This is a genomic window from Mycobacterium mantenii, assembly GCF_001667865.1.
Classification (GTDB): domain Bacteria; phylum Actinomycetota; class Actinomycetes; order Mycobacteriales; family Mycobacteriaceae; genus Mycobacterium; species Mycobacterium mantenii_A.
The window spans coordinates 97,653-123,922 of record NZ_LZJP01000069.1 but is presented as its reverse complement, the minus strand read 5'-3'; the positions used below and the strand labels follow the sequence as shown (position 1 = coordinate 123,922).

The 26,270-nt window shown below is 67.8% G+C and carries 25 protein-coding genes and 2 pseudogenes; 19 read left to right on the top strand and 8 right to left on the bottom strand.

Annotated elements, in window-relative coordinates; all coding sequences use genetic code 11:
* From A5688_RS11540 to A5688_RS11490, 11 genes are all read left to right on the top strand, one after another.
* Positions 1-567, top strand: a 567-nt coding sequence (locus A5688_RS11540; protein ID WP_207546645.1) for an MCE family protein, incomplete at its 5' end; no start/stop codon positions are given.
* Positions 564-1,604 (top strand): virulence factor Mce family protein, encoded by a 1,041-nt coding sequence (locus tag A5688_RS11535; protein ID WP_067835027.1) that lies wholly within the window; start codon positions 564-566, stop codon positions 1,602-1,604. The genes A5688_RS11540 and A5688_RS11535, both read left to right, overlap by 4 nt.
* Positions 1,601-3,166 (top strand): virulence factor Mce family protein, encoded by a 1,566-nt coding sequence (locus A5688_RS11530; protein WP_067835028.1) that lies wholly within the window; start codon positions 1,601-1,603, stop codon positions 3,164-3,166. The genes A5688_RS11535 and A5688_RS11530 overlap by 4 nt, the downstream gene beginning before the upstream one ends.
* Complete coding sequence (locus A5688_RS11525) at positions 3,163-4,776, top strand: virulence factor Mce family protein (protein WP_067835029.1); 1,614 nt, start codon at positions 3,163-3,165, stop codon at positions 4,774-4,776. Before A5688_RS11530 ends, A5688_RS11525 begins: the two co-directional genes overlap by 4 nt.
* A gap of 17 nt (positions 4,777-4,793) precedes the next feature.
* Complete coding sequence (locus A5688_RS11520) at positions 4,794-5,999, top strand: virulence factor Mce family protein (protein ID WP_067835030.1); 1,206 nt, start codon at positions 4,794-4,796, stop codon at positions 5,997-5,999.
* On the top strand, positions 5,993-7,543 hold the full coding sequence (locus A5688_RS11515; RefSeq protein WP_067835031.1) for a virulence factor Mce family protein: 1,551 nt from the start codon (positions 5,993-5,995) through the stop codon (positions 7,541-7,543). Before A5688_RS11520 ends, A5688_RS11515 begins: the two co-directional genes overlap by 7 nt.
* Positions 7,513-8,262, top strand: coding sequence for an Mce protein (locus A5688_RS11510; RefSeq protein ID WP_067913191.1), 750 nt, complete (start codon positions 7,513-7,515; stop codon positions 8,260-8,262). Before A5688_RS11515 ends, A5688_RS11510 begins: the two co-directional genes overlap by 31 nt.
* Positions 8,259-9,230, top strand: coding sequence for an RDD family protein (locus A5688_RS11505; protein ID WP_067913194.1), 972 nt, complete (start codon positions 8,259-8,261; stop codon positions 9,228-9,230). The genes A5688_RS11510 and A5688_RS11505 overlap by 4 nt, the downstream gene beginning before the upstream one ends.
* Positions 9,227-9,781, top strand: a complete 555-nt coding sequence (locus A5688_RS11500; RefSeq protein WP_067913214.1) for a mammalian cell entry protein — start codon at positions 9,227-9,229, stop codon at positions 9,779-9,781. The genes A5688_RS11505 and A5688_RS11500 overlap by 4 nt, the downstream gene beginning before the upstream one ends.
* Positions 9,748-10,494, top strand: coding sequence for a mammalian cell entry protein (locus A5688_RS11495; protein WP_067913197.1), 747 nt, complete (start codon positions 9,748-9,750; stop codon positions 10,492-10,494). The genes A5688_RS11500 and A5688_RS11495 overlap by 34 nt, the downstream gene beginning before the upstream one ends.
* A gap of 37 nt (positions 10,495-10,531) precedes the next feature.
* Entirely contained in the window at positions 10,532-11,233 is a 702-nt protein-coding gene (locus A5688_RS11490) for a YoaK family protein (protein WP_067913200.1), read from the top strand.
* On the opposite strand, the gene A5688_RS11485 is transcribed toward A5688_RS11490, so the two are convergent.
* The 4 genes from A5688_RS11485 to A5688_RS11470 all read right to left on the bottom strand — a co-directional run bounded on the left by A5688_RS11485 (position 11,226) and on the right by A5688_RS11470 (position 15,570).
* Complete coding sequence (locus A5688_RS11485) at positions 11,226-12,335, bottom strand: phosphodiester glycosidase family protein (RefSeq protein WP_120312524.1); 1,110 nt, start codon at positions 12,333-12,335, stop codon at positions 11,226-11,228. The two genes, A5688_RS11490 and A5688_RS11485, sit on opposite strands and share 8 nt — an antisense overlap.
* A gap of 79 nt (positions 12,336-12,414) precedes the next feature.
* Complete coding sequence (locus tag A5688_RS11480) at positions 12,415-13,872, bottom strand: YhgE/Pip domain-containing protein (protein ID WP_067913203.1); 1,458 nt, start codon at positions 13,870-13,872, stop codon at positions 12,415-12,417.
* A gap of 57 nt (positions 13,873-13,929) precedes the next feature.
* Positions 13,930-14,655, bottom strand: coding sequence for a pirin family protein (locus tag A5688_RS11475; RefSeq protein WP_067913207.1), 726 nt, complete (start codon positions 14,653-14,655; stop codon positions 13,930-13,932).
* A gap of 24 nt (positions 14,656-14,679) precedes the next feature.
* Positions 14,680-15,570 (bottom strand): MarR family transcriptional regulator, encoded by an 891-nt coding sequence (locus A5688_RS11470; protein ID WP_207546644.1) that lies wholly within the window; start codon positions 15,568-15,570, stop codon positions 14,680-14,682.
* A 62-nt stretch (positions 15,571-15,632) separates the two neighbouring features.
* Between A5688_RS11470 and A5688_RS11465 the strand changes: the two genes are divergently transcribed.
* Positions 15,633-16,832 (top strand): NAD(P)H-dependent amine dehydrogenase family protein, encoded by a 1,200-nt coding sequence (locus tag A5688_RS11465; RefSeq protein WP_082995940.1) that lies wholly within the window; start codon positions 15,633-15,635, stop codon positions 16,830-16,832.
* Here A5688_RS11465 and A5688_RS11460 read toward each other — a convergent pair.
* Both A5688_RS11460 and A5688_RS11455 read right to left on the bottom strand, forming a co-directional pair.
* Entirely contained in the window at positions 16,829-18,238 is a 1,410-nt protein-coding gene (locus A5688_RS11460) for an alpha/beta hydrolase domain-containing protein (RefSeq protein ID WP_068268162.1), read from the bottom strand. The two genes, A5688_RS11465 and A5688_RS11460, sit on opposite strands and share 4 nt — an antisense overlap.
* A gap of 13 nt (positions 18,239-18,251) precedes the next feature.
* Positions 18,252-19,409 (bottom strand): annotated as a pseudogene (locus A5688_RS11455) (sigma-70 family RNA polymerase sigma factor).
* Between A5688_RS11455 and A5688_RS11450 the strand changes: the two are divergent.
* The 5 genes and pseudogenes from A5688_RS11450 (at position 19,363) to A5688_RS11435 (ending at position 23,688) form a co-directional block, all read left to right on the top strand.
* Complete coding sequence (locus A5688_RS11450) at positions 19,363-20,196, top strand: alpha/beta hydrolase (RefSeq protein ID WP_067835053.1); 834 nt, start codon at positions 19,363-19,365, stop codon at positions 20,194-20,196. The pseudogene A5688_RS11455 and the gene A5688_RS11450 sit on opposite strands and share 47 nt — an antisense overlap.
* 42 nt (positions 20,197-20,238) lie before the next feature.
* Positions 20,239-20,313 (top strand): annotated as a pseudogene (locus A5688_RS28115) (16S rRNA (guanine(966)-N(2))-methyltransferase RsmD); the annotation flags it as partial.
* Positions 20,310-21,059, top strand: coding sequence for a DUF2786 domain-containing protein (locus tag A5688_RS11445; RefSeq protein WP_067907773.1), 750 nt, complete (start codon positions 20,310-20,312; stop codon positions 21,057-21,059). The pseudogene A5688_RS28115 and the gene A5688_RS11445, both read left to right, overlap by 4 nt.
* Positions 21,056-21,568 (top strand): TIGR04338 family metallohydrolase, encoded by a 513-nt coding sequence (locus A5688_RS11440; RefSeq protein ID WP_067835058.1) that lies wholly within the window; start codon positions 21,056-21,058, stop codon positions 21,566-21,568. The genes A5688_RS11445 and A5688_RS11440 overlap by 4 nt, the downstream gene beginning before the upstream one ends.
* A 44-nt stretch (positions 21,569-21,612) precedes the next feature.
* Complete coding sequence (locus A5688_RS11435; protein ID WP_067907785.1) at positions 21,613-23,688, top strand: beta-glucosidase; 2,076 nt, start codon at positions 21,613-21,615, stop codon at positions 23,686-23,688.
* 42 nt (positions 23,689-23,730) lie between these two features.
* On the opposite strand, the gene mymT is transcribed toward A5688_RS11435, so the two are convergent.
* Positions 23,731-23,877 carry a metallothionein MymT gene (gene mymT / locus A5688_RS26855; protein WP_082951234.1) on the bottom strand — a complete coding sequence of 49 codons (147 nt, stop codon included), beginning with the start codon at positions 23,875-23,877 and terminating at the stop codon, positions 23,731-23,733.
* Positions 23,878-24,035: 158 nt separating this feature from the next.
* On the opposite strand from mymT, the gene A5688_RS11430 reads away from it, so the two are divergent.
* Positions 24,036-24,689, top strand: coding sequence for an O-methyltransferase (locus A5688_RS11430; RefSeq protein WP_067907776.1), 654 nt, complete (start codon positions 24,036-24,038; stop codon positions 24,687-24,689).
* Between the two features lie 3 nt (positions 24,690-24,692).
* Here the strand turns inward: A5688_RS11430 and A5688_RS11425 are convergent, their stop codons facing one another.
* Positions 24,693-25,676: a nitronate monooxygenase gene (locus A5688_RS11425; protein ID WP_067907779.1), complete on the bottom strand. Its 984-nt coding sequence runs from the start codon at positions 25,674-25,676 to the stop codon at positions 24,693-24,695.
* Between the two features lie 131 nt (positions 25,677-25,807).
* Between A5688_RS11425 and A5688_RS11420 the strand changes: the two genes are divergently transcribed.
* Complete coding sequence (locus tag A5688_RS11420) at positions 25,808-26,248, top strand: SPW repeat protein (protein WP_067835064.1); 441 nt, start codon at positions 25,808-25,810, stop codon at positions 26,246-26,248.
* Positions 26,249-26,270 lie beyond the last annotated feature (22 nt).

Below are 26,270 nucleotides of genomic sequence, written 5' to 3'. Positions count from 1 at the left end.
GATCTGGATCAGGCGTTGCTGTCGGCGGCCGGGTTCGGCAACACCGGTGCGGAGTTGTTCAACAAGGGTGGCCCGTACCTGGCGCGCGGCGCCGAAGACCTGGTGCCGACGGCGCAGTTGCTGGACACCTACAGTCCCGAGCTGTTCTGCACCGTGCGCAACTACCACGACATCGAGCCCAAGGCCTCGTCCTTCCTCGGCGGCAACGGCTACTCGCTGGTTGCCCACACCCAGGCGCTGTCCGGACTGGGACTGGTCGCCAATCCCCTGTCGCTGGTCGCGGTCGCCGCGCTCACGCTGGGACTCGGCGCCACGGCCGGCCTGGTCGGCGGTGCGCCCAACCCGTACGTCTACCCGGAGAACCTGCCGCGGGTGAACGCGCGCGGCGGCCCGGGCGGTGCGCCGGGATGCTGGCAGCCGCTCACCCACGACCTGTGGCCCGCGCCGGAACTGGTGATGGACTCCGGCAACAGCCTCGCGCCGTACAACCACCTGGACACCGGATCGCCGTATGCGATCGAGTACGTCTGGGGACGCCAGGTAGGGGATAACACGATCAACCCATGAAAATCACCGGAACCATTGTCAAACTCAGCATCTTCTCGGTGGTGCTGCTGATCTTCACCGTGATGATCATCGTGGTGTTCGGTCAGATGCGCTTCGACCGCACCAACAAGTATTCGGCGGAGTTCACCAACGTCAGCGGCCTGCGCGCGGGCCAGTTCGTGCGCGCCTCCGGGGTGGAGGTCGGCAAGGTCGACACGGTGGAGCTGGTCGACGGCGGCAAGCGTGCCCGGGTGAGTTTCAACGTCGACCGCTCGATCCCGCTCTACCAGTCGACCTCCGCCCAGATCCGCTACCTCGACCTGATCGGCAACCGCTACCTGGAGCTCAAGCGCGGTCAGGGCGAGGGCGCCGACAAGGTCCTGCCGGCCGGGGGCTTCATCCCGTTGTCCCGCACCCAGCCGGCCCTGGACCTCGACGCTCTGATCGGTGGGTTCAAACCGCTGTTCCGGGCGCTTGACCCGCAGAAGGTCAACACCATCGCCAGCGCGTTGGTCACCGTGTTCCAGGGCCAGGGCGGCACCATCAACGACATCCTCGACAACACCGCACAGCTCACCAGCCAGCTCGGTGAGCGCGACCAAGCGATCGGCGAAGTCATCAAGAACCTGAACATCGTGCTGGACACGACGGTTCGGCACCGGCAGCAGTTCGACCAGACCATCAACAACCTCGAGGTGCTGATCACCGGGCTCAAGGATCACAAAGAGCAACTGGCCGGGGGGACCGCGCACATCAGCAACGCCGCCGGCACGGTCGCCGACCTGCTGGCCGAGGACCGCGGCCTGCTGCACAAGACGATCAACTACCTGGACACCGTCCAGCAGCCGCTGATCGACCAGCAAGACCAACTGCAGGACTACCTCAAGAAGGTGCCGACGGCGCTGAACATGATCGGGCGCGCCATCGGCTCCTACGGGGACTTCGTCAACTTCTACGCCTGCGACATCACGCTGAAGATCAACGGTCTGCAGGCCGGTGGCCCGGTCCGCACGGTCCGGCTGTTCCAGCAGCCGACGGGTAGGTGCACTCCGCAATGAGAACACTGGAACCACCCAACCGGGTTCGCATCGGTCTGATGGGCATCGTCGTGACGGTGCTGGTGATCGGCGTGGGCCAGAGCTTCACCAGTGTCCCGATGTTGATGGCCAAGCCGCACTACTACGGGCAGTTCAGCGACACCGGCGGCCTCAGCAAAGGCGACAAGGTGCGCATCGCCGGCGTGGACGTCGGCAAGGTGGAGGGCCTCAAGATCGACGGCGATCACATCGTGGTCCAGTTCAACGCCGGCACCGCACGCTTCGGCACCGAGAGCCGGCTCGCGGTCAAGACCGACACCATCCTCGGAAAGAAGGTCCTAGACCTGGAGGCGCGCGGCAACCAGCCGCTGCGGCCGGGCCAGACCTTGCCGATCGGCCAGAGCACCACGCCCTACCAGATTTACGACGCGTTCTTCGACGTCACCAAGGCCGCCCAGGGCTGGGACATCGACACCGTCAAACAGTCACTGCACGTGCTGTCGCAGACCATCGACCAGACCTACCCGCACCTGAGCCCGGCGCTCGAAGGCGTGCAAAGGTTTTCCGACACCATCGGCAAGCGCGATGAAGAGGTCAAGCACCTGCTCGCGCAGGCCAACCAGGTGGCCGGCATCCTCGGTAACCGCAGCGATCAGATCGACCGATTACTGGTCAACACCAAGACGCTGCTGGCCGCCTTCAACGAGCGCGGCCAGGCCATCAACGCCTTGCTGGGCAACATCGCCGCCTTCTCCGAGCAGGTCAAGGGCCTGATCAACGACAACCCGAACCTGAACCACGTGCTGGAACAGCTGCGCACGGTCAGCGACATCCTGGTGCAGCGCAAGGACGACCTGGCCAACGGTTTCACCGAGGTGGGCAAGTTCCTGCCGTCCCTGAACGAGGCCATCGCCTCGGGACCGTTCTTCAAGGTGGTCCTGCACAACCTGGCCCTTTACCAGATTTCGCAGCCGTGGGTCGACGCCGCCTTCAAGAAGCGCGGCATCGATCCGGAGAACTTCTGGCGCAGCGCCGGGTTGCCGGCCTACCGGTTCCCCGACCCCAACGGCACCCGGTTCCCCAACGGCGCGCCGCCGCCGGCGCCGCCGGTGCTCGAGGGCACGCCCGACCACCCGGGTCCCGCGGTGCCGCCGGGGTCTCCCTGCTCGTACACGCCGGCGGCCGACGGGATTCCCCGTCCGGACAACCCGCTGCCCTGTGCGGGCGCGACCTCCGGGCCGTTCGGTGGGCCGGGCTTCCCGGCGCCGGTCGACGTGATGACGTCGCCGCCGAACCCCGACGGTCTGCCGCCCACGCCGGGCATCCCGATCGCGGGCCGGCCGGGCGATCCGCCTCCTGACGTTCCGGGAACACCGGTGCCGTTGCCGACGCAAGCGCCGCCGGGTGCCCGCACCGAGAACCTCGCGCCGGCCGGACCGCCTCCGCCGCCGTCGACGTTCGCGCCGGGACTCCCGCCGGGACCGCCGGCGCCACCCGGGCCGGGCAACCAACTGCCGGCGCCGTTCATCAACCCCGGCGGAGCCGGAGGCAGTGGCGCAGCCGGGGGAGGTAGCCAGAATTGAGCACCATCTTTGATATCCGGAACATCCGGCTACCGAGGCTGTCCCGGGCAACGGTGATCATCGGATCCCTGGTGGTGATCCTGGCGCTCGTCGTCGGCTACGTCGGCTGGCGGCTGTACGAGAAGCTGACCACCAACACCGTGGTGGCCTACTTCCCGGCGGCCAACGCGCTGTACCCGGGGGACAAGGTCCAGATCATGGGCCTGCGGGTGGGCGCGATCGACAAGATCGAGCCCAGCGGCAACAAGATGAAGGTCACCTTCCACTACGAGAACAAGTACCGGGTGCCGGCCAACGCCTCGGCGGTGATCCTCAACCCCACCCTGGTTGCCTCGCGGGCCATCCAGCTCGAGCCGGCCTACAAGGGTGGCCCGGTGCTGGCCGACAACGCGGTGATCCCCGAAGAACGCACCCAGGTGCCGGTGGAGTGGGACCAGCTGCGCAACAGCATCACCAACATCATCTCCAAGCTGGGCCCGACACCCGAACAGCCGAAGGGCCCGTTCGGTGAGGTCATCGAGTCCTTCGCCAACGGGCTGGCCGGCAAGGGCCAGCAGATCAACAACACGCTGAGCAGCCTGTCGCAGGCGCTGACCGCGTTGAACGAGGGTCGCGGCGACTTCTTTGCGGTGGTGCGCAGCCTGGCGCTGTTCGTCAACGCCCTGCACCAGGACGACCAGCAGTTCGTCGCGCTCAACGAGAACCTGGCGGATTTCACCACGCGGCTCGCGCATTCCGACACTGACCTGGCCAGCGCGATCCAGCAGTTCGACAGCCTGCTCACCACCGTGCGGCCCTGGCTGGACCAGAACCGCGGCGTGCTGGTCCAAGACATCAACAACCTGGAAACCGCGACGAACGCGCTGCTGCAACCGGATCCGCTGAACGGGCTGGAGACCGCGTTGCACGTGCTGCCGACGGCCGCGGCGAACATCAACCAGATCTATCACCCGTCGCACGGTTCGGTGGTCGCCATCCCGTCGATCACCAACTTCGCGAACCCGATGCAGTTCATCTGTAGTGCGATCCAGGCCGGCAGCCGGCTCGGTTACCAGGAGTCGGCCGAACTGTGCGCGCAGTACCTCTCGCCGATCCTCGACGCGATCAAGTTCAACTACCCGCCGTTCGGCTTGAACCTGTTCAGCACGGCCGAGACGCTGCCCAAGGAGGTCGCCTACTCCGAGGATCGGCTGCACCCGCCGAACGGGTACAAGGACACCACCGTCCCGGGCATCTGGGTGCCGGACACCCCGACGTCGCACCGCAACACCCAGCCGGGCTGGATCGTCGCGCCGGGCATGCAGGGCCAGCAGGTCGGGCCGATCACGGCGGGCCTGATGACGCCGGACTCGCTGAATGAGCTGATGGGCGGCCCCAACATCGCGCCCGTCCAGTCGAACCTGCAGACCCCGCCGGGCCCGCCGAACGCCTACGACGAGAACCCGATCGTGCCGCCCATGGGGCTGAACGCTCCCGTGCCGATCCAGCCGCCACCGCCGGGGCCGGACGTGATCCCGGGACCGGTCGCTCCGACACCGGCGCCGGTGGCCGCGCCCGCACCGAACGCGGGCGGCCCGGCAGCACCCGCTGACTTTGGAGGTGGGCAGTGAGGGGCGCGACGAGCGTGATGAGCGCGACGGGCAAGCCGAACCGTCGGGCAGTGAGCGGCGCGCTGCGGGTGATCCGCCGCCGGTCCTGGCAAGGGCTGACGTTGCTGGTGGCTGCGATGGTGCTGAGCTCGTGTGGCTGGAAAGGCATCTCCAACGTCGCGATTCCGGGTGGCCCCGGCAGCGGGTCGGGAGCCATGACCATCTATGTGCAAGTGCCGGACACCCTGGCGATCAACGGCAACAGCAAGGTGATGGTCGCTGACGTCTTCGTCGGCTCGATCAAGGCAATCCAGCTGAAGAACTGGATCGCCACTTTGACGCTCGGCGTGGACAAGAACACCAAGCTGCCCAAGAACGCCACCGCCAAGATCGGCCAGACCTCGCTGCTGGGTTCCCAGCACGTCGAGCTGGCCGCTCCGCCGAACCCATCGCCCGAGCTGCTCAAGAGCGGCGACACCATCCCGCTGAAGAACTCGACGTCCTACCCGACGACCGAGCAGACGCTGGCCAGCCTGTCGCTGATCCTGCGCGGCGGCGGAATCCCGAACCTCGAGGTGCTACAGAACGAGGTCTACAACATCTTCAACGGGCGCGGCGACCAGATCCGGGCCCTGCTGGGCAAGCTGGACACCTTTACCAGCCAGCTCAACCAGCAGCGCGACGACATCACCCACGCCATCGACTCCACCGACCGGCTGCTGACCTACGTGGGTGGCCGGGCCGACGTCCTGGACCGGGTGCTCACCGACATCCCGCCGCTGATCAAATTCTTCGCGAACAAGGATTATCAGCAGCACCTCATCAACGCCGTCGACTCGGTGGGACGCCTCAGCCAGGCGGCCGACCAGTACCTGTCGGAGGCGCGCGGTCCGCTGCACACCGATCTTCAGGCGCTGCAATGCCCGCTCAAGGAGCTCGGCCGGGCCTCGCCGTACCTGATCGGCGCGCTGAAGTTGATCCTCACCCAGCCGTTCGACATCGACACGGTCCCGAAGATCTTCCGCGGTGACTACATCAACATCTCGCTGACGCTCGACCTGACCTACAGCGCCGTCGACAACGCGTTCCTGACCGGAACGGGGTTGTCGGGAGCCTTGCGGGCGCTCGAGCAGTCGTTCGGGCGCGATCCGGAAACGATGATCCCGGACGTGCGCTACACGCCGAACCCGAATGACGCACCCGGCGGACCGCTGGTGGAAAGGGCGGACAGAAGCCAATGCTGACTCCCTTCATCCGACGCCAGCTGGTCGCCTTCGGGATCCTGACCGTCATCTCGCTGCTCGTGCTCGGGATTTATTACCTGCAGCTCCCGAGCCTGGCTGGCATCGGCCGCTACACGCTGAAGGCCGACCTGCCCGCCTCGGGTGGCCTGTACCCCACGGCCAACGTCACCTATCGCGGCATCACCATCGGCAAGGTCACCGACGTCGAGCCCACCGAGCGCGGTGCCCAGGCGACGATGAGCATCGACAGCCACTACAAGATCCCGATCGACGCCACGGCCAACGTGCACTCCGTCTCGGCGGTCGGCGAGCAGTACCTGGACCTGACCTCGAGCGGGAACCCCGGCAAGTACCTGGCGGACGGGCAGACCATCACCAAGGGCACCGTGCCCGCCGAGATCGGGCCGGCCCTGGACACCGCGAACCGCGGCCTGTCGGTGCTGCCCAAGGACAAGATCGGTCAGCTGCTCGACGAGACGGCGCAATCCGTCGGTGGGTTGGGCCCCAACCTGCAGCGGTTGGTCGACGCCACGCAGGCGATCGTCGGCGACTTCAAAAACCAGATGACCGACGTCAACGACATCATCCAGAACTCCGGGCCGGTGCTGGACAGCCAGGTCAAATCGGGTGACAACATCGAACGCTGGGCGCGCAACCTGAACAGGCTGGGCGCGCAGTCCGCGCAGGAAGACCAGCACCTGAAAAGCATCCTGCGCCAGGCGGCGCCGACGGCCGACCAGGTGAACTCGGTCTTCAGCGACGTGCGGGATTCGCTGCCGCAGACGCTGGCCAACCTCGAGGTCGTCTTCGACCTGCTCAAGCGCTACCACACCGGCGTCGAGCAGGTCCTGGTGTTCCTCCCGCAGGGTGCGTCGATCGCCCAGACGGTGGCCGCGCCGTTCCCCAACATGGCCGCTCTCGACCTGGCGCTGTCGATCAACCAGCCGCCCCCCTGCCTGACGGGCTTCATTCCGGCGTCGGAGTGGCGGTCCCCGGCCGACACCAGCATCCAGCCGTTGCCCACGGGGACGTACTGCAAGATCCCGATGGAGACCCCGGCGAACAGCGTGCGCGGATCGCGCAACATCCCATGCACGGACATTCCGGGCAAACGGGCCGCGACTCCGCGGGAGTGCCGTGACCCCAAGCCGTACGTGCCGGCGGGTACCAACCCCTGGTACGGCGACCCCAACCAGATCCTGACCTGCCCCGCACCGTCGGCGCGCTGCGACCAGCCGGTGAAGCCGGGCATGGTGATCCCCGCGCCGTCGGTGGACAACGGGCTGAACCCGGCACCCTCGGACCGGGTGGCGGGCACACCCCCGCCCACCAGCGATCCATTGTCCCGGCCGGGGTCGGGTACCGTGCAGTGCAATGGCCAGCAGCCCAACCCGTGTGTCTACAAACCCAGCGGGCCTCCCTCGGCGATCTACAGTCCCCAAAGCGGTGAACTGGTAGGGCCAGACGGGGTTAAATACTCCGTCGAGAACTCGACCAGAACAGGAGACGATGGATGGAAGGAGATGCTGGCACCAGCCGGCTGAACCCCATCGACACGGACGATTCGTTGACCACCCAGGACAAGAACGAGGATTCGACGGCACCCGAGAACGGAGCCGAGCAAACCGGTCCGCAGGATGCCCCCGAGGACCAGGTGGAATCCACCGAAGGTGCTGCCGACGTCGACCCCGACCGGTCCGAGTCCGACGGCGATGTCGAGGATGATGGGGAATCCGGCGCGCCCGCGGCGGCCGTACCGCGCGGCCCGTCCCGGGTGGGACGCGGGTGGCTCGCCGGCATCGCCGCGGTGCTGGTGCTGTGCGCGGGTGGCATCGGCGCCGGCGGCTACCTCGCCTTGCACTACCACCACGAAAGCCAACGGATCGCACGCAACGACGCCGCGGCGCTGAAGGCGGCGATGGAGTGCGTCGCGGCCACCCAGGCGCCGGACACCAACGCGATGACCGCCAGCGAGCAGAAGATCGTCGAGTGCGGCACGGACGCGTTCCGCTCACAGGCGCTGCTGTACACCAGCATGCTTGTGCAGGCGTATCAGGCCGCGAACGTCCACGTTCAGGTGTCGGATATGCGGGCGGCGGTGGAGCGCAACAACCCCGACGCCTCGATCGACATCCTCGTCGCGATGCGCGTCAAGGTGGCCAGCGACCAGAATCAGAGCGAGGCCGGGTACCGGCTGCGCGTGAAAATGGCCTTCGCCGAGGGCCAGTACAAGATTTCGAAGCTCGACCAGGTGACGAAGTGACGGTGGTGGTCGAACAGACTGCGCCCTCGGCAATCCAGGAGTCACCGCGGGAAGCCTTGGCGCCCTGGCATTCTCGTGTCGGCGCATTCGCCGTCGACGTGCTGCCGGGCATCGCCGTCATCACCACGATGGCGTTGGTTTCGTTCACCGTGCCGGCGGGTGGCGTGTGGTGGTGGCTGGCCATTTCCGTTCTCGGCATCGTCACGCTGCTGGTGCTGGTCAACCGTTTACTGCTGCCGGTGATCCTCGGTTGGAGCCTGGGGCGCGCGCTGGTGGGTATCGCGGCGACGCGGCGCAGCGGTGACGCGCCGGGGCCGTGGACCCTGCTGTTGCGGGACTTGTTGCACCTGCTCGATACCGCGTCGATCGTGGGATGGCTTTGGCCCCTGTGGGATTCACGCCGCCGTACCTTCGCCGACATGCTGGCGCGCACCGAAGTGCGCCGCGTCGAACCGGACACGGCGCCGGCCCACATCCGGCGTTGGAGCGCGGTCGCGGTGTCCAGTGCGGTGGTGCTCTGCCTGGCCGGGGTCGCGATGAGCTTCTTCGTGGTGTACTCCACGGACCGGGCGACCGATCAGACCCGCGCCCAGATCGCCACGCAGGGGCCGAAGATCGTCGCCCAGATGCTGACGTATGACCCCAAGTCGCTGCACGACGACTTCACGCGGGCGCTGTCGCTGGCGACCGACAAATACCGATCCCAGCTGGCGGCCCAGCAGGACTTGGTGCAAAAGGGGCACCCGGTCATCAACGAGTACTGGGTCACCAACAGCTCGATCGAATCGGCGGGCCCGGATCGGGCGACGATGTTGCTGTTCATGCAGGGTCGTCGCGGCACCGGTCCCGAGCAGCGCTACATCAGCGCCACGGTGCGGGTGAACTTCGCCAAAGGCGGCGGAAACGCTTGGCGTGTAGACGATCTCAACGTGCTGACCAAGCCGAAGCAGCCCGGGGGTGGAAAATGAGCCCGCGCCGCAGGTTCGCGCCCGGCGAGCGATCCCTGCTCATCACTCGCCCGGTCGAGGCGCGGCGGCCATGGCCGGTGCCGCTGGCCGGCACGGTCGCCGCCGTGCTGATGGTGGCGGCGATCACGGCCTGCACACTGATGCTGGTGTCGCATGAATCCCGGGCCCGGAACACGGCGAGGGACCGCGAGGTGGTCAGTTACGTCAGCGGGTTCATGACGCAATTCGTATCCATCGATCCCTTTCACGCCAACGACTACGTGAACCGGGTATTGGCCCAGGCGACCGGCGACTTCGCCAAGCAATACCAGAAGAACGCCAACGAGATTCTGCTCCAGGTCGCCCGCGCCGAACCGGCCACCGGCAGCGTCCTGGACGCCGGCCTGGAGCGATGGAACGACGATGGCAGCGCAAACGTCATGGTGGCCACGGCAATCACCACCAAGTCGCCGGATGAAAAGCAGGTGTTGGAGAACGCCAATCGTTGGGCGGCGACCGCGACGCGGGAAGGGAACCAGTGGAAGATCAGCAGCCTGCAGCAGGTGACGTGACCGCCGAGGAGAACCCAGCCGCCCCCGACGACGAGGCGACTGGCGCGGCAAAGGGCGACGGCACGGAGCCCGACGACGAAAAGACCGAAGCGACAACCGAATCCGAGGATGCGGCCGGCGCCGATGCCGAGGCCACGGACGAGGACGCGGAGCAGGCCACGGACACGCCGCCGGCCGACGGTGGACGCAGGAAGCGGCGGGCCGGCAAGGCCTGGGCCGTCGCCGCCACGATTGCCGCCCTGCTGTTCGTCGGCTCCGCGGCGTTCGCCGGCGCGATGGTGCAGCCGTACCTGGCCGACCAGGCCAACGCCGCAACGAAACTCAACGTCGCACGGACCGCCGCCAACGCGATCACCACGCTGTGGACGTACACGCCGGAGAACATGGACACGCTCGCCGATAGGGCATCGCACTACCTCAGCGGCGATTTCGAAGCGCAGTACCGCAAGTTCGTCGACGCTATCGTGGCCCCCAACAAGCAGGCCAAGGTCACCAACAGGACCGACGTCACCGGTGCGGCGGTCGAAACGCTCGACGACCAGAACGCCGTGGTCATCGTCTACACCAACACGACGTCCACCAGCCCGCTCACCAAGAACGTGCCGTCACTGAAGTACCTGTCGTACCGGCTGTTTCTGAAGCGGTCCAACAGCCGCTGGCTGGTGACCAGGATGACGACGATCACGTCGCTGGATCTGACTCCAAAAGTTTAGTGATGACAGCGGGCGGTGCCGAAATATACTGCACCGCATGGGCGTCACGTCACCGGTATCCGAACGATGGACCGTCGCAGCGCTGCTGCTGTTGACCTTCGCCACCGGATTGGCGGACTCGATCAGCATCTTGGCGCTCGGCCACGTGTTCGTCGCCAATATGACCGGAAACGTCATCTTCCTCGGATTCTGGCTTGCTCCGAGCACCACCGTCGACCTCAACGCAGTCGCGGTCGCACTGCCGACCTTCGTCTGCACCACGATCGTCAGCGGCCGGTTGTCACGGCATCTCGGGGACCGCACGCGGGCGTGGATCACCACGGTGCTGTCGATCGAAATCGTGCTGCTGATAGGGCTGTCGATCCTGGCGGGCACGGGAGTGCTGCGTTATCAGGGGGCTTCGAAGCTGATCCTGATCGGTATGCTCGCGGTGACCTTCGGCTTGCAACACTCGAGCGCCCGCCAGTTCGGCATCCGGGAACTCTCCACCACCGTGCTGACGTCGACGATCGTCAGCCTCGGACTGGACAGCCGCCTGGCCGGCGGTACGGGCGAACGCGAAAGGCTGCGTGTCGGTGTGGTCGCCACGATGTGCGCCGGGGCCTTCTTCGGCGCGACGATGTCGAGATACGTGATCGCGCCGGTGTTCGTGGTCACCGCGGCGGTCATCGCGACGAGCTTGCTGATCTTCCGGTTCGGCCCGCCGGCGACGAAAACCGCCGCGGCCGTTACTAGTTGAACGCCAACCAGCTGGGCAGCGCCCGCTCGTGGGAATCGCACAGCACCTGCCGGGTGTCGCACGATCCCCGCGGGGATCCCGCGCCGGCCCACATGCCCCCGGTGTCGCGGCGCAGCACGATCGCCGACGAGCCACCGCCGTCGAGCAGCACGGCGTTGTCGCTGCCCAGGCCGCGGAACAGGTCCTGCATGTTGTCCGGCGTGTAGTTGCCGCCCTCGAAGATGTACATCTCGTCCTTTTGCCTGGCGTAGGCCAAAGCCGTTCGGGCCGCGCTGGGTCCGCCGTCGTGCAGCTGTCCGGTGTTGCCCGGCGCCAGCAGTCCGATGCCCGACACCGCGACGAACTTTTCGTTCTTGTTGAGCAGGTCGGCGACCACAGGTGTGGCAGCGTCGTAGTCGCTCTTTGTCCTGGGCCACACCACATATGGGGCGCCGCCGGACGGCAGGATCATGGTCGACAGCGCGCTCCAGCTCTCACCCCCACCGGAGAGGCCCTGCTTGCCCGGGTAGGCGACGGTCCCGGTGACGGCCTGGTTGGCGCGGCCCTGGCCCTGGGTGTTGTCGACGAACGCGCCCAGCGGTGAGCTGCAGCCGGTCTGCCGCCACGAGCCGCCCCTCTGCCCGCGGACGTCAAAGAAGTTGGCATTGATCGCGATGGTCGGCTGGCCCATGCGTTGCCACGCCTGCAGCGGTGCGTAGAGTTCCGAGGCCTGCCAAAGACCCTCGCCGGTGCGCGCCCCCGGATTGTTCTCGCACCGGGCCTGGTCGCCCTGGTGCGTGTCGACCAGCAGGTGGGGCGACAGGCGTCCCGCCGCGTTCTTGATGATCATCAGGTGGCCGCCGTTGTTCATCTCGTACCAGCTGCCACCGGCATTGAGCATCGGCGCGGGATGGCCGGGGCCGAAGTTGTAGACCAGGTAGGAGCCGCGGGTGCTGCCGATGGCGTTGGCCAGCAGATCGCGACCGTCGGCGGCCCGGGCGAGGGGCTGTCCCGACGTGATCGCCAGCGTGAAGCAGGCAACGAGGGTGGCGCAGCATGCGGCCAGGCGGCGGAAGCTGGCGCGTCGGGTCAGCACGATAGCCCTTTCCGCCCTGAACTGAATGCAACAGAGACATCATCAGTCTCAGAAGTCACACTGTCAACAAAGATAACAGCGTGGTGACGGTACGGCTACGCCCGAATTACGTACGCTCGCTTGAGCTTTCGGGCTCCGACGCGGCGGGCTCGGTTCCCGCGGCTTCGGTGGCGGCCGGTTCGGTTCCGACGGCTTCGGTGGTGACCGCGTTGGTGTCGGCCGGTTCGGTGCGCTTGCCGCGGCGGGCCTGGTGTTGGGCCTGGTGTTCCTGGGCGATCGCCAGCTCGACCGCACCCGGAATCCGGTGAAAGCCCTTGCGGTCGTAGAGGTGTGTGACAATGCCGCCGAGCAGCAGGCCGATGACGAGGCCGATCGACGTCATGGTCAGCGCCTGCGTCAGGCCGGCGTCACCGCGGCCGCCGAAGTACAGCAGCGACCGGGCCCCGAGGAAGACCTGGTGCATCGGTTCGAACTCGGCCAGCCAGCGGAAGAAGGACGGCGTCGCCTCCAGCGGCACGGTGGCGCCGGCCGACGGCAGCCCGAGGATCACGAAGATGAGCATGCTGACCAGCATTCCCGCGGTGCCCAGCACCGACAGCAACGAACTGGACGTAATGCCCACCGCGGCGATCGCAAAGACACCGAACGACCACAGTTGCCAGCTGTGGTCGATGGGCATGCCGAGCCCGTCGGCGATCGCCAGGTACACCGCCGAGGTCAGCAGCCCCAGCAGCACCATCATCGCCCACTTCAGCAGCAGCGTCTGGAATCTGGAAATCCTGACCTGCTCGGCGAACCGATACACCGGTCCGAATTCGGCCGGTACGTAACCGAGCAACGCATCCACCAGCGTGCTGACCACAATGCTTCCGGTGAATCCGGCCAGGAGCAGCAAGAGCGCGTAATAGAAGGCCGACAGGCCGTTGCCGGTGCCGTTGGGCAGCGGGTTGTAGACGTTGGACTGGATCTCGATCGGGGCGCTCAGGCCGACCTGGGCTGCCCCGGCCAGCGGCGCACCGCCGGTCTGCGCGGCCACCTCGGCCATAACCCGTTGTCCGGCTATGCCGTTGGCGATTCCCATCGCCGTGTTGAGGGTTTGGCCGGCGATGCTCGCACCGAGCGTGCCGGCCCGCGGATTGGTGGACACGGTGATCGAGGGCCGCTCGGCGCGGGTGGGCATCACCGCGCTGGTCCCGAAGTCCCGCAGCCTCGACGAGAAGCTCGGCGGGATCAGCACCTGCCCGTACACCTGACCGGTGTCCATCTGGTGCTTGGCCTCGCTGCGGGGCAGCACGCGGACGTCGAACTTGTTCTTGTCCAACCCGGTGACCAACCGGTCGACAATCTGCGCGCCCCCGGGACCGGCGTCCTCGTTGACCACGGCGATGGGGAAATGGCGCAGGTTGCTCGTCGGGTTCAAAATGCCGCCCAGATAGAGCGCGCACAACGCCGACATCAGCGCCACGGTGATGACCAGGGGCGCCGCCCAGAACCGCACGGTGCGGATCGCCTTGATGTTCCGGTTGGGGTTGGGCGCCGCGTGCTGCGCGTGCGAGTGAGGCATGCCGACTCCTGTCTGTCGAGCCCACTCTATGGGCTGCGGCGCCGGCCCTCTATGGCCTCAGTCACCCAGCTTCGCGTGCATCTCCCAGATCAGCAGTTCCGAGGGCGTGCTCGCCGACACGCGCCGGCCGTCGGCGTCCGTGAATCGCACCGCATCGCCCTCGTTCACCATGCCGATTCCTTCCACGTCGGCTTGGCCTCGCGCCACGAAAAGGTGCAGGTAGGGGGCCGGCGGCAGGTTCACCGCCGCACCGGCCGGCAGCCGGGTGCCGTGCAGCGCGGCGTTGCGGTTGTGCAGGGTGATCGCGGCGTCGTGGGCGGGCACTCCTGAGGCGATCGTCACAAGGCCGGCCGCCAACAGCTTTTCGTCGATCTCATGCTGCTGGTAGCTCGGTGGAACGCCGGCCTCGTCGGGCACCACCCACATCTGCACGAAATGGACCGGGTCGCTGGGGGAGTCGTTCCGCTCGGAGTGCAGGATCCCGGTGCCGGCCGACATGCGTTGCGCCAGGCCGGGATAGATCACACCGTGGTTGCCTGCGGAGTCGCGATGCGCGAGTTCGCCGCTCAGCACCCAGGTCACGATCTCCATGTCCCGGTGTGGGTGGGTGTCGAAACCCGTTCCCGCCGAGACGATGTCGTCGTTGTTCACCAGCAGCAGCCCGAAATGGGTGTTGTCCGGGTCGTAGTGGTCTCCGAAGGAGAAGGAGTGCCGGGACGTCAGCCAGGGGGTGTTGGTGACGGCCCGGCCCGCCGCATGCTTGATCTCCGTGGTGGCGGACATGACCCAAGCGTATCTTCGGTCGCGTCAGAGCACCGCGGCGGTGAGCAGCCCCTGGGCGTGCCGAAGCGCGGCCTCGAGGTCGGGCAACGTCAGGCCGGTGGAGTGACCCAGGTGGATCTCGATCTGGTAGTCCGGCTGGCCATCAATGGCGAATATCGGCAGGACGACGAATTCGACTGTGGCCAAGTCTGTTTCGAGAGAGTCGGTGACCGACTGCAGGGTCACCATCGTCATCAGGGTGGTGAGCTGGCGGGTGACTTGGGCCGTGGGCTCCAGCGAGGCGAGCACGTCGGCCAGCCGCGTGTGCAGCGACCGGTGGGTGTCGTCGAAGCGCCATGCGCCGTAGCCGCGGACGCGAATGTCGGCGAGTACCCGCTGGTGCCCGGCGATTTCGGTGCGGGTGAGCCGGGGGGTGACGCGCTGCAACCAGGCTTGGACGGCGTCGTCGTCGCGCCACGCCATGGCGACCAGGCCGAACGGCGGGTCGATGGGGAACCGCTGACCCACGGCGTGTTCGCCGTCGGTGGCATGGCCGACCGTGTCGACGGTGGTCAGATGGCGTTCGCCGATCTTCGACATCGAGCAGCCCGCCCCGAGCGCGTCGTGCAGGAAGCGCAGCGCGTCACGGCCGCGGTCCAGCAAGGGAAACTGCTCCCGAAGCCCATGGACCAGCCCGAACAATCCGCTGCCCAGCACGTAGCGGCGATCGCCGCGTCGTGCCACCCAGGCCCGCCGTTCCAGCTCGGCCAGCACCAGCGCGCACGTCGAGGTGCTGATCGCGCAGCTCTTCGCGAGCTCGGCCGAGGTCAGGCCGTGTTGCGAATTCGCAAGAGCGGCAAGGACATTCATCACCCGTGCGGTGGGTGGCGATTTGACGCCCGAGTCGCTGTGCGTCTCGGCCATTGACGTAGCCACTGACGCCTCCTTACGATCCGTCCAAAATGCAAGGATATAAGTCCTAATATTAGGAGATAGTCGTGCTCAAGGTGGGAGTTTGGGGGCCGGGTTCGATGGGGGTGATCGCCCTGCGCGGGGTGATCGACCATCCGGAGCTGGAACTGGTCGACGTCGTCGTGCACAGCGACGCGAAAGCCGGCCGCGACGCCGGGGAGTTGTGCGGCATCGCGCCGGTCGGGGTGGTGGCCACCCAGGATCCGGCGGCCCTGCTGGCCGGTGACGCCGACGCGGTGGTGTACGCCGCCGGTGCGAACCTGCGGCCGCTGGAAGCCGTCGAGGACATGGTGTCGATCCTGCGCGCCGGAAAGAACGTGGTGTCGTGTTCGGTGGTGCCGCTGGTCTTTCCCGACGCCCCAGAACCCGAGCGTGCCGCCTTCACCGACCCTTTGCGACAGGCCGCGATCGAGGGGGGCGTGTCGTTCTTCACCACCGGCATCGACTCCGGATTCGCCAATGACGTTCTGCCGCTGGTTCTTACTGGCGTATCGCGGGTGATCGACTCGGTGCGGGTGACCGAGATGTTCAACTACGCGACCTACCCGGACCGCTCCGCCGTCTACGAGATCCTCGGGTTCGGCCAGCGGCCGGACTATCCCGCCTTCGCGGCCCAACCGGGGATCTTCACCTTCGGCTGGGGTCCGGTGCTGCACCAGCTGGCCGCGGGACTGGGCACCACGATCGACAACATCGAGGAGAGCAACGAGCGGATTGCCGCCACCGAGTCGTTCGATACCCCCACCGGTCACATCGCGGCCGGAACCGTCGCCGCGATGCGCTCGACGCTCACCGGTTACGTCGACGGGAAGCCGACATTCGTGCTCGACCACGTGACCCGGATGCGTGACGACATCGCCCCGGACTGGCCGCAGCCGCATATCTCCATCCCGCCGAAGGACCTCGGCTACGGGCCGGCCTCCGGCCGCGGTCTGTACCGCGTGGAGATCGAGGGGTCCCCGAGCATGCGCTGCGAATTCGAGATGGCCGAAGACGCGGACCACGACCTGGGGGCCCGCATCGCCGGCTCGTCGCGAATGGTCAACGCCATCCCCGCGGTGTGCGCGGCCCCACCCGGTCTGCTGTCCGCGCTGGACCTGCCGCTGATCACCGGCGCCGGTCTGGTCCGTCCCGTGCCGGGCCCGCCCCCGGACAGCCGGCTGTTTCAGCCCGGCGACGGTGAGCGCCGGAACAGCGCGAGTGAGGAGCCGGGCAATCGGAGCTAGGCTCGCTCGCCCGGATACGTCGCGGCGGCGAGCTGCAGAATCTCGGCGCGATCGGCCGGCAGGATGAACCCGGAGGCGATCGCGGCGTCGAGGGCGGCGGTGAACCGTTCCAGGTAGTGCGCGTCGCCGCCCGGATACAACTGCTGAATTGTTGCGGTGTCGAAGTGCTCCCCGGAGCCGAAGATCGCCGACATGATGCTCTCCTCGCCGCCCAGGCCCGACAGCCTGGCGACGGGCACGTCCACCCATGGGGTCCGGATGCCGCCCCGGGCGAGTCCGTGGTGGTCCAGAACGGGTTGCGGCGCAGCGCTTTCCAGGACCTCCAGCGGGTCCGCGCCCGGCGCCGGCTCGCCGGTGGCGACCCAGGCGTTCAGCGCGGAGAGCGCCGCCTGCACGACGTAGTGGTGCTGCGGACCGAAGTTGATGTTGTGCGCCAGCTGTTGTCCCATCAGCATGTTGGTCGGCGTGTAGCCGGCAGCGAGGGCCTCCAGCGGTGCCGAGCCGCTGTCGATGAACGCCACCTGGATCGTGTAGTTGTCGGCGTGGGCGGCACCGGCGATCTCCCAGACCCGCAGCCTCTCGTTGTCCGGCTGCCTGGCGAAGTAATAACCCTCGCGCGGTCCGCCGAAGACGTCGGTTTCGGTGATGACCGTCAGCAACGGGACCCGAAGCTCCGGACGGAACGTAACCGACTGCGGTGCAGGGTCTTCGGCGAAAATCGAGGTACCGTCCAGCGGGGCGGCCGGGCCGAACCGGGAATGCACCAAAAAGCCGTCATAGACGGGAGTGTGGGGATCGACGGCGTTGATGTAGGTCGTGAGGAACATCGCGGACTGGGATTCGCCCACCGCGATGACGCGTTGCGCGGGGAGGCCCCGCAGGACGGCGCCGTGCCCGCCACTTTTGAGCATCGCGCCGATCTGAGAGAAGATGTCGTAGGAGAACGCGTCGCCGGGATGGTCCAGGGCCGCATACCGTTGGGGGTCTTGGCTTTTCAGTGACATGTCCGCCCCGAGCAGGCTTTCGCCGCCCTCGATTCCCACCCGCTGGGCCGAGACCGCGACGTATGCGTAGCCTTCGCGCAGGATTTCGCGGTGCGCCATCATCCACACCGCGGCGGCGTCGATGCCACCGCTGACGTTGAGCCATTCGACGAGCGCCGTCCCGTTGAACCGGGCCGGATCCGACGGCGTCAACACCACGATGCGGGTGGTGTAATCGGCCGAGCCCGAGGGCGTTACGTCCCAGCGGCCATCGGGACCCAGGGCGGCCGCCGGGGTGTAGGAGGAGGCCGTGGCCGAGACGATGAACTCCTCGACGACGTAGCCCGCCTCGGCCAGGTCGAAGGCACTCAGCAGCAGCGCCGGCGTGCCGGGGGTGGGCGTCACCTGGGGGGTGTTCGTCATGAATGCAACCTTCTTATTCGTCACCCGCGGTCAGCGAGCCGGGCAGCCCGAATTTCGTGAACAAGGTGTCGTCGAGGAAGGCCACCACGTGGGATACCTTCCCGCCCCGGACATCCAGCACGTGCAATTGAAAGGGGACGTGCACGTCGCCGGCGCGCATATACATGGCCGTCGCGGGCTGGCCGTTGGCGATCAGTGGCAGCATGCGCATGTCACCGCTTCCCTCCGCCGGGCATTGCTGATGAATGAGGGTGACGATGGCCCCCGCGCCCCGATACCAGCCGGTGTACGGTGGCATCTCCCAGATCGCCTCCGCGGTGAACAGGTCGACCAGCCCGTCGATGTCGTAGGTTTCGAACGCGGCGATGTAGCGGGCCAGCAGATCCTGAGCTTCGGCCGAATCCGGCTGCGCCAGTTCGTCTTCGGCGCTGGGACCGACGGCTTCCAGCTGGGACCGGGCCCGCTGCAGCAGGCTGTTGACGGCGGTCGTGGTGGTGCCGACCGCGTCGGCCACCTCGGCGGAGCGCCACTGCAGCACGTCGCGCAGCAGCAGCACCGCCCGTTGCCGTGGCGGGAGGTATTGCAGCGCAGCGACAAACGCCAACCGCACCGACTCACGCGACCCGACGATGACCGACGGATCCGCCGGATGCTCGGCGAGCTCCGGCAACGGCTCCAGCCACGGCACTTCGTGGCGCTCCACCAACTCGGCGGTCGGATCCGAACTCGGGGCGCCCAAGCCCACCGGCAGCGGCCGGCGCTGGCGCCCCTCCAACGCGGTCAGACAGGTATTGGTGGCGATGCGATGCAGCCAGGTCCGCATCGAGGACTTGCCCTCGAAACGGTCGTACGCCTTCCAGGCCCGCAGCAGGGTCTCCTGCACCAGGTCCTCCGCGTCGTGCAGGGAGCCGGTCATTCGATAGCAGTGGGCCAGCAGTTCGCGCCGATACGGTTCGGCGTGCGCCGAGAAGTCGGTGCCCACCTCCGGGGCGACCGCCGAGTATTCCGCCGGGTGGGGGTGCCACCCGCTCGCCGGGGAGCTCATCCGCATGAGCCTACGCAGTGTCCCCGACGCGGGCCGCATCAACAGCCATTACGCTGCCCGTAATGACTAGGACCCCCGAGTGAACCGCTCCGAGCGCAGTTTCGACGGGTTCGGCGGTGTGCGCATCGTCTACGACGTGTGGACCCCCGACGGCGCGCCGCGAGCGGTCCTGGTGCTATCCCACGGGCTCGGCGAATACGCCCGCCGCTACGACCACGTCGCGCGGCGCTTCGGCGAAGCCGGCCTGGTGACCTACGCGCTGGACCATCGCGGGCACGGCCGCTCCGGCGGTAAGCGGGTGCTGGTGCGTGACATCCACGAATACACCTCCGACTTCGACACCCTGGTCGGCATCGCCACCCGGGAACACCACGGCCTCAAGTGCATCGTGCTGGGGCACAGCATGGGCGGCGGAATCGTCTTCGCCTACGGGGTCGAACGCCCGGACAACTACGACCTGATGGTGCTGTCGGGGCCCGCGGTGGCCGCCCAGGATCAGGTGTCTCCGCTGCTGGCGCTGGCCGCCAAGGTGCTCGGTGCCATCGCGCCCGGACTGCCCGCGCAAGAACTCGACGTCGACGCCATCTCGCGGGATCCCGCGGTGGTGGCCGCCTACAAAGACGATCCGCTGGTGTATCACGGCAAGGTGCCGGCCGGCATCGGCCGCGCGTTGCTGCAGGTCGGCGAGACCATGCCGCAACGGGCGCCGGCGCTGACGGCGCCGCTGCTGGTGGTGCACGGGGAACAAGACCGGCTGATACCCGTCGCGGGTAGTCGCCGCCTCGTCGAGTGCGTGGGGTCCACCGATGTCGAGTTGAAGGTCTACCCGGGGCTCTACCACGAGGTTTTCAACGAGCCCGAGCGCGAGCAGGTGCTCGATGACGTGGTCTCCTGGATCACCGCTCGGTTGTGAGGCGGGCGTGTCGGCCCGCTCCCGTAGTTTGGCGCTATGACCCGCGCTGGTGACGATGCAGTGGGGGCACCTCCCGCTTGCGGGGGACGAAGCGATGAGGAGGAACGGCGCTATTGACTGACGACAAAATGCTGGCGCGCATTGCCGCACTGCTGCGTCAGGCCGAAGGCACCGACAACACCCACGAGGCCGACGCGTTCATGTCCGCCGCGCAGCGGCTCGCGACGGCCGCGTCCATCGATCTCGCGGTGGCGCGCTCCCATTCGGCCCAGCGCTCGGCCGCGCAGACGCCGACGCAGCGCACCATCACCATCGGGGCGGCGGGCACCAAGGGGCTGCGCACGTACGTGCAGCTGTTCGTGCTGATCGCGGCGGCCAACGACGTGCGCTGCGATGTGGCCTCGAATTCGACGTTCGTGTACGCCTACGGGTTCGTCGAGGACATCGACGCCAGCCACGCCCTGTATGCCAGCCTGGTGGTGCAAATGGTCCGCGCGTCGGACGCCTACCTGGCCTCGGGCGCGCATCGTCCCACGCCGACGATCACCGCCCGGCTCAACTTCCAGCTGGCGTTCGGGGCGCGGGTGGGCCAGCGGCTCGCCGAGGCCCGCGACCAGGCCCGGCAGGAAGCCACCAAGGACCGCCACCGGTCGCCCGGTACCGCTATCGCGCTGCGGGACAAGGAAGTCGAGCTACGCGACCACTATCGCAGTGCGTCGAAGGCCCGCGGCACCTATCAAGTCAGCCGGGCCACCGCCGGGTATTCGTCGGCGGCACGGCGCGCCGGCGATCGGGCCGGCAAGCGGGCGCGGCTCGGCAACAGCCCCGAACTGCCCGGGGCGCGGAGCGCGCTGAGCGGGTGACTTCGGGGAACTCCCCACGGCGGGATTCTCAACGCTCCAAGGTTTATGCGGCCGAGGAGTTCGTCCGCACGCTGTTCGACCGTGCCGCCGAGCACGGCTCACCGGCGGTCGAGTTCTTCGGGACGCAGTTGACGCTGCCGCCCGAGGGGCGATTCGGCTCGGTGGACTCCGCGCAGCGCTATGTGGACGACGTGCTGGCGCTCCCAGCGGTGCGGCAACGGTGGCCGGGCGTGACCCCGCTGCGGGTGCGACCGCGGCGGGCCGCCACCGCCGCGCACTACGAAAACCGCGACGGCACAGGCATTATCGCGGTACCCGATCGTGACACCGCCGACTGGGCGCTGCGGGAGCTGGTGGTGCTGCACGAAGTGGCGCATCATCTGTGCCAGGCCGAGCCGCCGCACGGCCCCGAGTTCGTTGCGACGATCTGCGAGTTGACGGAGCTGGTGATGGGACCCGAATTGGGGCACGTGCTGCGCGTGGTCTACGCCAAACAGGGCGTGCGGTGAACGCGGGCGACCCCGACGCGCGGGCGCGCGAGGTCGAAGCCGGGATGACCGACGACGAACGCTTCGCGCTGCTGGTCTCGGTGATGGGCGCCGGCGACATGTGGCCGGTGCGCGACGAGCGCATCCCCGCGGGCGTGCCGATGAGCGCGGGATACGTGCCGGGGATCCCCCGTCTCGGGGTGCCCGCGTTGCTGATGAGCGACGCCGGACTGGGCGTCACCAATCCCGGGTTCCGCCCGGGGGACACGGCCACCGCGCTGCCCGCCGGTCTGTCGCTGGCCGCCAGCTTCAATCCGTCGCTGGCCCGGGCCGCGGGAGAGGTGATCGGCCGCGAGGCGCGCAGCCGCGGGTTCAACGTGCAACTCGCCGGGGCGATGAACCTGGCCCGCGACCCGCGCAACGGCCGCAACTTCGAATACCTCTCCGAGGACCCGCTGTTGACCGCCACGATGGCCGCCGAGTCGATCGACGGCATCCAGCGCCACGGCGTCATCTCGACGGTCAAGCACTACACGCTGAACTGCAACGAGACCAATCGGCACTTCCTGAATGCGGTCATCGATCCCGACGCGCACCGCGAATCCGATTTGCTGGCCTTCGAATTGGCCATCGAGCGTTCGCAACCCGGTGCGGTGATGACCGCCTACAACAAGATCAACGGCGACTACGCGGCGGGGAACTCCGCCTTGATCAACGACGTGCTGAAAGGCGCTTGGGCATACCGCGGATGGGTCATGTCGGATTGGGGTGCCACGCCGAGCTGGGAGTGCGCCCGGGCAGGTCTCGATCAGGAGTGCGGCGCACAGATCGACGCGCTGCTGTGGCGGGCCGAGTCCTTCGGTGCGCCGCTGCGCGACGCGTACGCCGACGGCGGGCTGACCAAGGAACGCCTGTCGGACATGGTGCGGCGGATCCTGCGGTCCGTGTTCGCCGTCGGTGTGGATCGCGCCGATGCGACCCCAGCGCCGGACCTGGCCGCGCACAACGAGATTGCGCTGGACATCGCGCGGCAGGGCACGGTGTTGCTGGCCAATCGGGGGCTGTTGCCGTTAGCCCCCGACTCGACGGTGCGCATCGCGGTCATCGGCGGCTACGCGCACGCGGGTGTGCCGGCCGGATTCGGTTCCAGCACCGTGATTCCGCCGGGCGGTTTTGCGGGCGTGGTACCGATCGGCGGCTCCGGGCTGGAGGCCGGGCTGCGCAATCTGTACCTGCTGCCGTCGAGCCCGCTGGACGAGTTGCGAAAACACCTCCCGCAGGCCCAGATTGAGTTCGATCCCGGCATCGGCCCGGCCGAGGCGGTGCGGGCGGCGCGCGGGACCGACATCGCGATCGTGTTCGCGGTCCGCGCGGAGGGCGAGGGCTTCGACATCGCCGACCTCTCGCTGCCGTGGGGTCAGGACGAGCTGATCACGGCGGTCGCGGCCGCCAACCCCAACACCTTGGTGGTGTTACAGACGGGCAATCCGGCATCCATGCCATGGCGCGACTCGGTCAACGCCGTTGTGCAGGCCTGGTTTCCGGGTCAGGCCGGCGGCCGGGCCATCGCGGAGATTCTCACCGGAAAGGTGAATCCCTCGGGCCGGTTACCGATCACCTTTCCCGTCGACCTTGCCCAGATACCGCGCCCGCAGCTGCCCGGCGCCGGTGAGCCGTGGGGAACGCCGACCACGATCGACTACTTCGAGGGCGCCGACGTGGGATACCGCTGGTTTGCCCGGCGCGGTCATGATCCGATGTTCGCCTTCGGTCATGGGTTGTCCTACACCACTTTTGACTATCACGACCTGGTGGTCAGTGGCGAGGAAACCATTCGCGCGAGCTTCAGCATCGTCAACGCCGGCGAGCGTGCCGGGGCGGACGTACCGCAGCTGTACCTGACGGCCGCCGCCGGCGAACCCTGCTTGCGGCTGTTGGGATTCGAGCGGGTGGAGCTCGAGCCGGGTGAAACCCACCGGGTGACCATCGAGGCGGATCCGCGCCTGCTGGCCCGCTATGACGGCGGTGCCGGAACCTGGCGGATCCGCCCGGGCGAATACACGGCGGCGGTGGGTACTTCGGCGATCACCCCGCGGCTCGACGCCACGGTCGAGCTGGCCGGCCGTACGTTCGGGCGATGATCAACCAGGGCTGACGCCCGAACGCACGACCGGCCCGACGGGTTACTTGACGGGGGTCAGCTCGTCGCCGCACGTGCAGCGGTACGGCTCACCCGCACCCGAGCAGTGGCAGGGGACCTCGATGCGGACGCGACAGCCGCAGCCCTCGTGACCGCACGTCAGCTCGGTTCCGGCTTCGTAAGTTGCCATTTAACTCACCCTTTTCTCTGTGTGGTGACTGTTGCGGTGCGGGTCGACCGCACCCTTACTATATACCCCCCGTGGGTATACGGTAAATGCCCGCGGCCGGTTCGGTGCCGGCCCGGCCGTCCGTGCCGACCCCGTCGGGCGCGGCTAGCGTGGGCGCCATGACCGAGAAACCAACCCCCAAAGACGTCGACGCATTCTTGGACAACACCGTGGCGGAGGGCGATCCGTCGTTGACCGCGGCGCTGGAGGCCAGCAGCGCCGCCGGATTGCCGCCGATCGCCGTATCGGTCCAGCAAGGGAAGTTCTTGAGCCTGCTCGCCGCCGCCATGGGCGCGCGCAGCATCCTCGAACTCGGCACCCTGGGCGGTTTCAGCACCATCTGGCTGGCACGCGGCGCCGGGCCGCAAGGACGCGTGGTCACGCTGGAATACGAGCCCAAGCACGCCGAGGTGGCGCGGAGCAACCTGGAGCGGGCCGGCCTCGCCGATCGGGTGGAGGTCATCGTGGGGGCCGCGCTGGACACATTGCCGACGGTGACCGGCCCATTCGATTTGATCTTCATCGACGCCGACAAAGAGAACTACCCCGCGTACCTTCAGTGGGCGGTGCGGTTGGCCCGACCCGGCACGGTCATTGTGGCGGACAACGTGATTCGACAGGGCCAGATCCTGGCACCGGACTCGAATGCCCAGGCGCGGGCGGTGCGCCAAACGCTGCAGGCGATGGGCGAGGATCCGCGGTTGGACACGGCGGTCATCCAGACGGTGGGCGCCAAGCACTGGGACGGCTTCGCGCTCGCACTGGTGCGCTAGGCGTCAGCGCGGATCCAGGTCGGCAACGGCACGCTCGGCGGAGGTGAGTTCGCCTATCCGCAAAGCGGTTTCACCGGCGTACAGGGCAGCGCTGTCCAACCAGGATTCGGGCATGCCGGCCACCGGCGCCAGGGGCGTGAAAAAGGGCAGCGCCGACGACTGCAGGCGCATCAGCGGCCTCGCATCGAAATAGCCCAGCGCCGACAGCGGGCGGCTGGCCGCGTTCAGGGTGGCGGGCAGCGCCTTGGCCCTCCCGTCCGCGCCGCACCACCGGCGGGTGGCCGCGTTGGGCACGACACGGTGGCGCAACGGCCAACTCAGGCCGAACAGGTTGGTTTCGATCGTCCTGTCCGCCTGCAGAATTCGTTGCTGGTATCCGCGGCTGGCGTTGGCCTCGTGCGTCAAGAGGAATCGCGTGCCGGCGATGACACCGTCGCCGCCGGCGTCCAGCGCGGCACGGGTGTCCGCCGCGGTGGCGATGCCCCCGGCCACGAACACCGGGCGGTTGGCGGCCGCGCTGAGGGCGCGCGGCAGAAAGTCCAGGGCCGGCATGGTTCCCACGAGATGGCCGCCGGCCTCGCGTCCCTGAGCGATCAAACCGTCGGCGCCACCCGCGATCGCGGCGCGCGCCTGCGCCTCGGTCCCCACCATCGCGAAGACGAAGATGCCCGCGGCGCGCAGGTGCTCGACAAGCCCACGTTTCTCGCCGAACGCCACCACGACGACGTCCACCCGGGCGTCGACGCAGACCTCGACGTGACGGCGATGAACGAAGGGGATCAACAGGTTTACCGCGACGGCGCGCCCCGGTGCCTCGTCGCGCACCCGATCGATCGACGCGCGTAGCCGGTGGGGGGTGTCGATGCCCAGCGTGCCCAGTCCGCCCGCCCGGGCGACCGCGCCCGCCAGTGACGCGCCCGCCAGCCCGCCGCCCATGCCGGCCTGCCCGATCGGCACATCGAGGCGCAGCCGGTCCGCGATGTCCATGTCGCATGACGCTACGCGCTCCCTCGAATTGGGCGCCGCGCGGGCGTAATCTTGATCACAGATGGATGGGTGCGGTCCGCCCACAGTGCTTGTTACACAACGGGCTTACCGCATAACAGAAAGGTCACAAAATGAGTACAGTCCATTCATCAATCGATCACCATCCCGATTTGTTGGCTCTTCGCGCGCGCTATGAGCGGGTCGCCGAGTCGATGAGCGCGCACGTCACGTTCGGTCTGGCCCTGCTCGCAGGACTGTACGTGGCCGCGTCGCCGTGGATCGTTGGATTCAGCGCCATGGGATCGCTTGCCACGTCCGACCTGATCGTCGGGATCGCGGTGGCGTTCTTGGCGTACGGGTTCGCGACGACGCTGGACCGCGCGCACGGTATGACCTGGACGCTTCCGGTGCTGGGGGCGTGGGTCATCGTCTCGACGTGGATCCTGCCGAATGTCACGCTGACCGCCGGCATGGTTTGGTCGAATGTCGTCGCGGGTGCGTTGTTGACCTTCTTGGGCCTCAACGCGACCTACTTCGGCATGCGCACCCGTGCCGCGGGCACGCACGCGTAGACCCGAACTCGGTTAAGCCGCA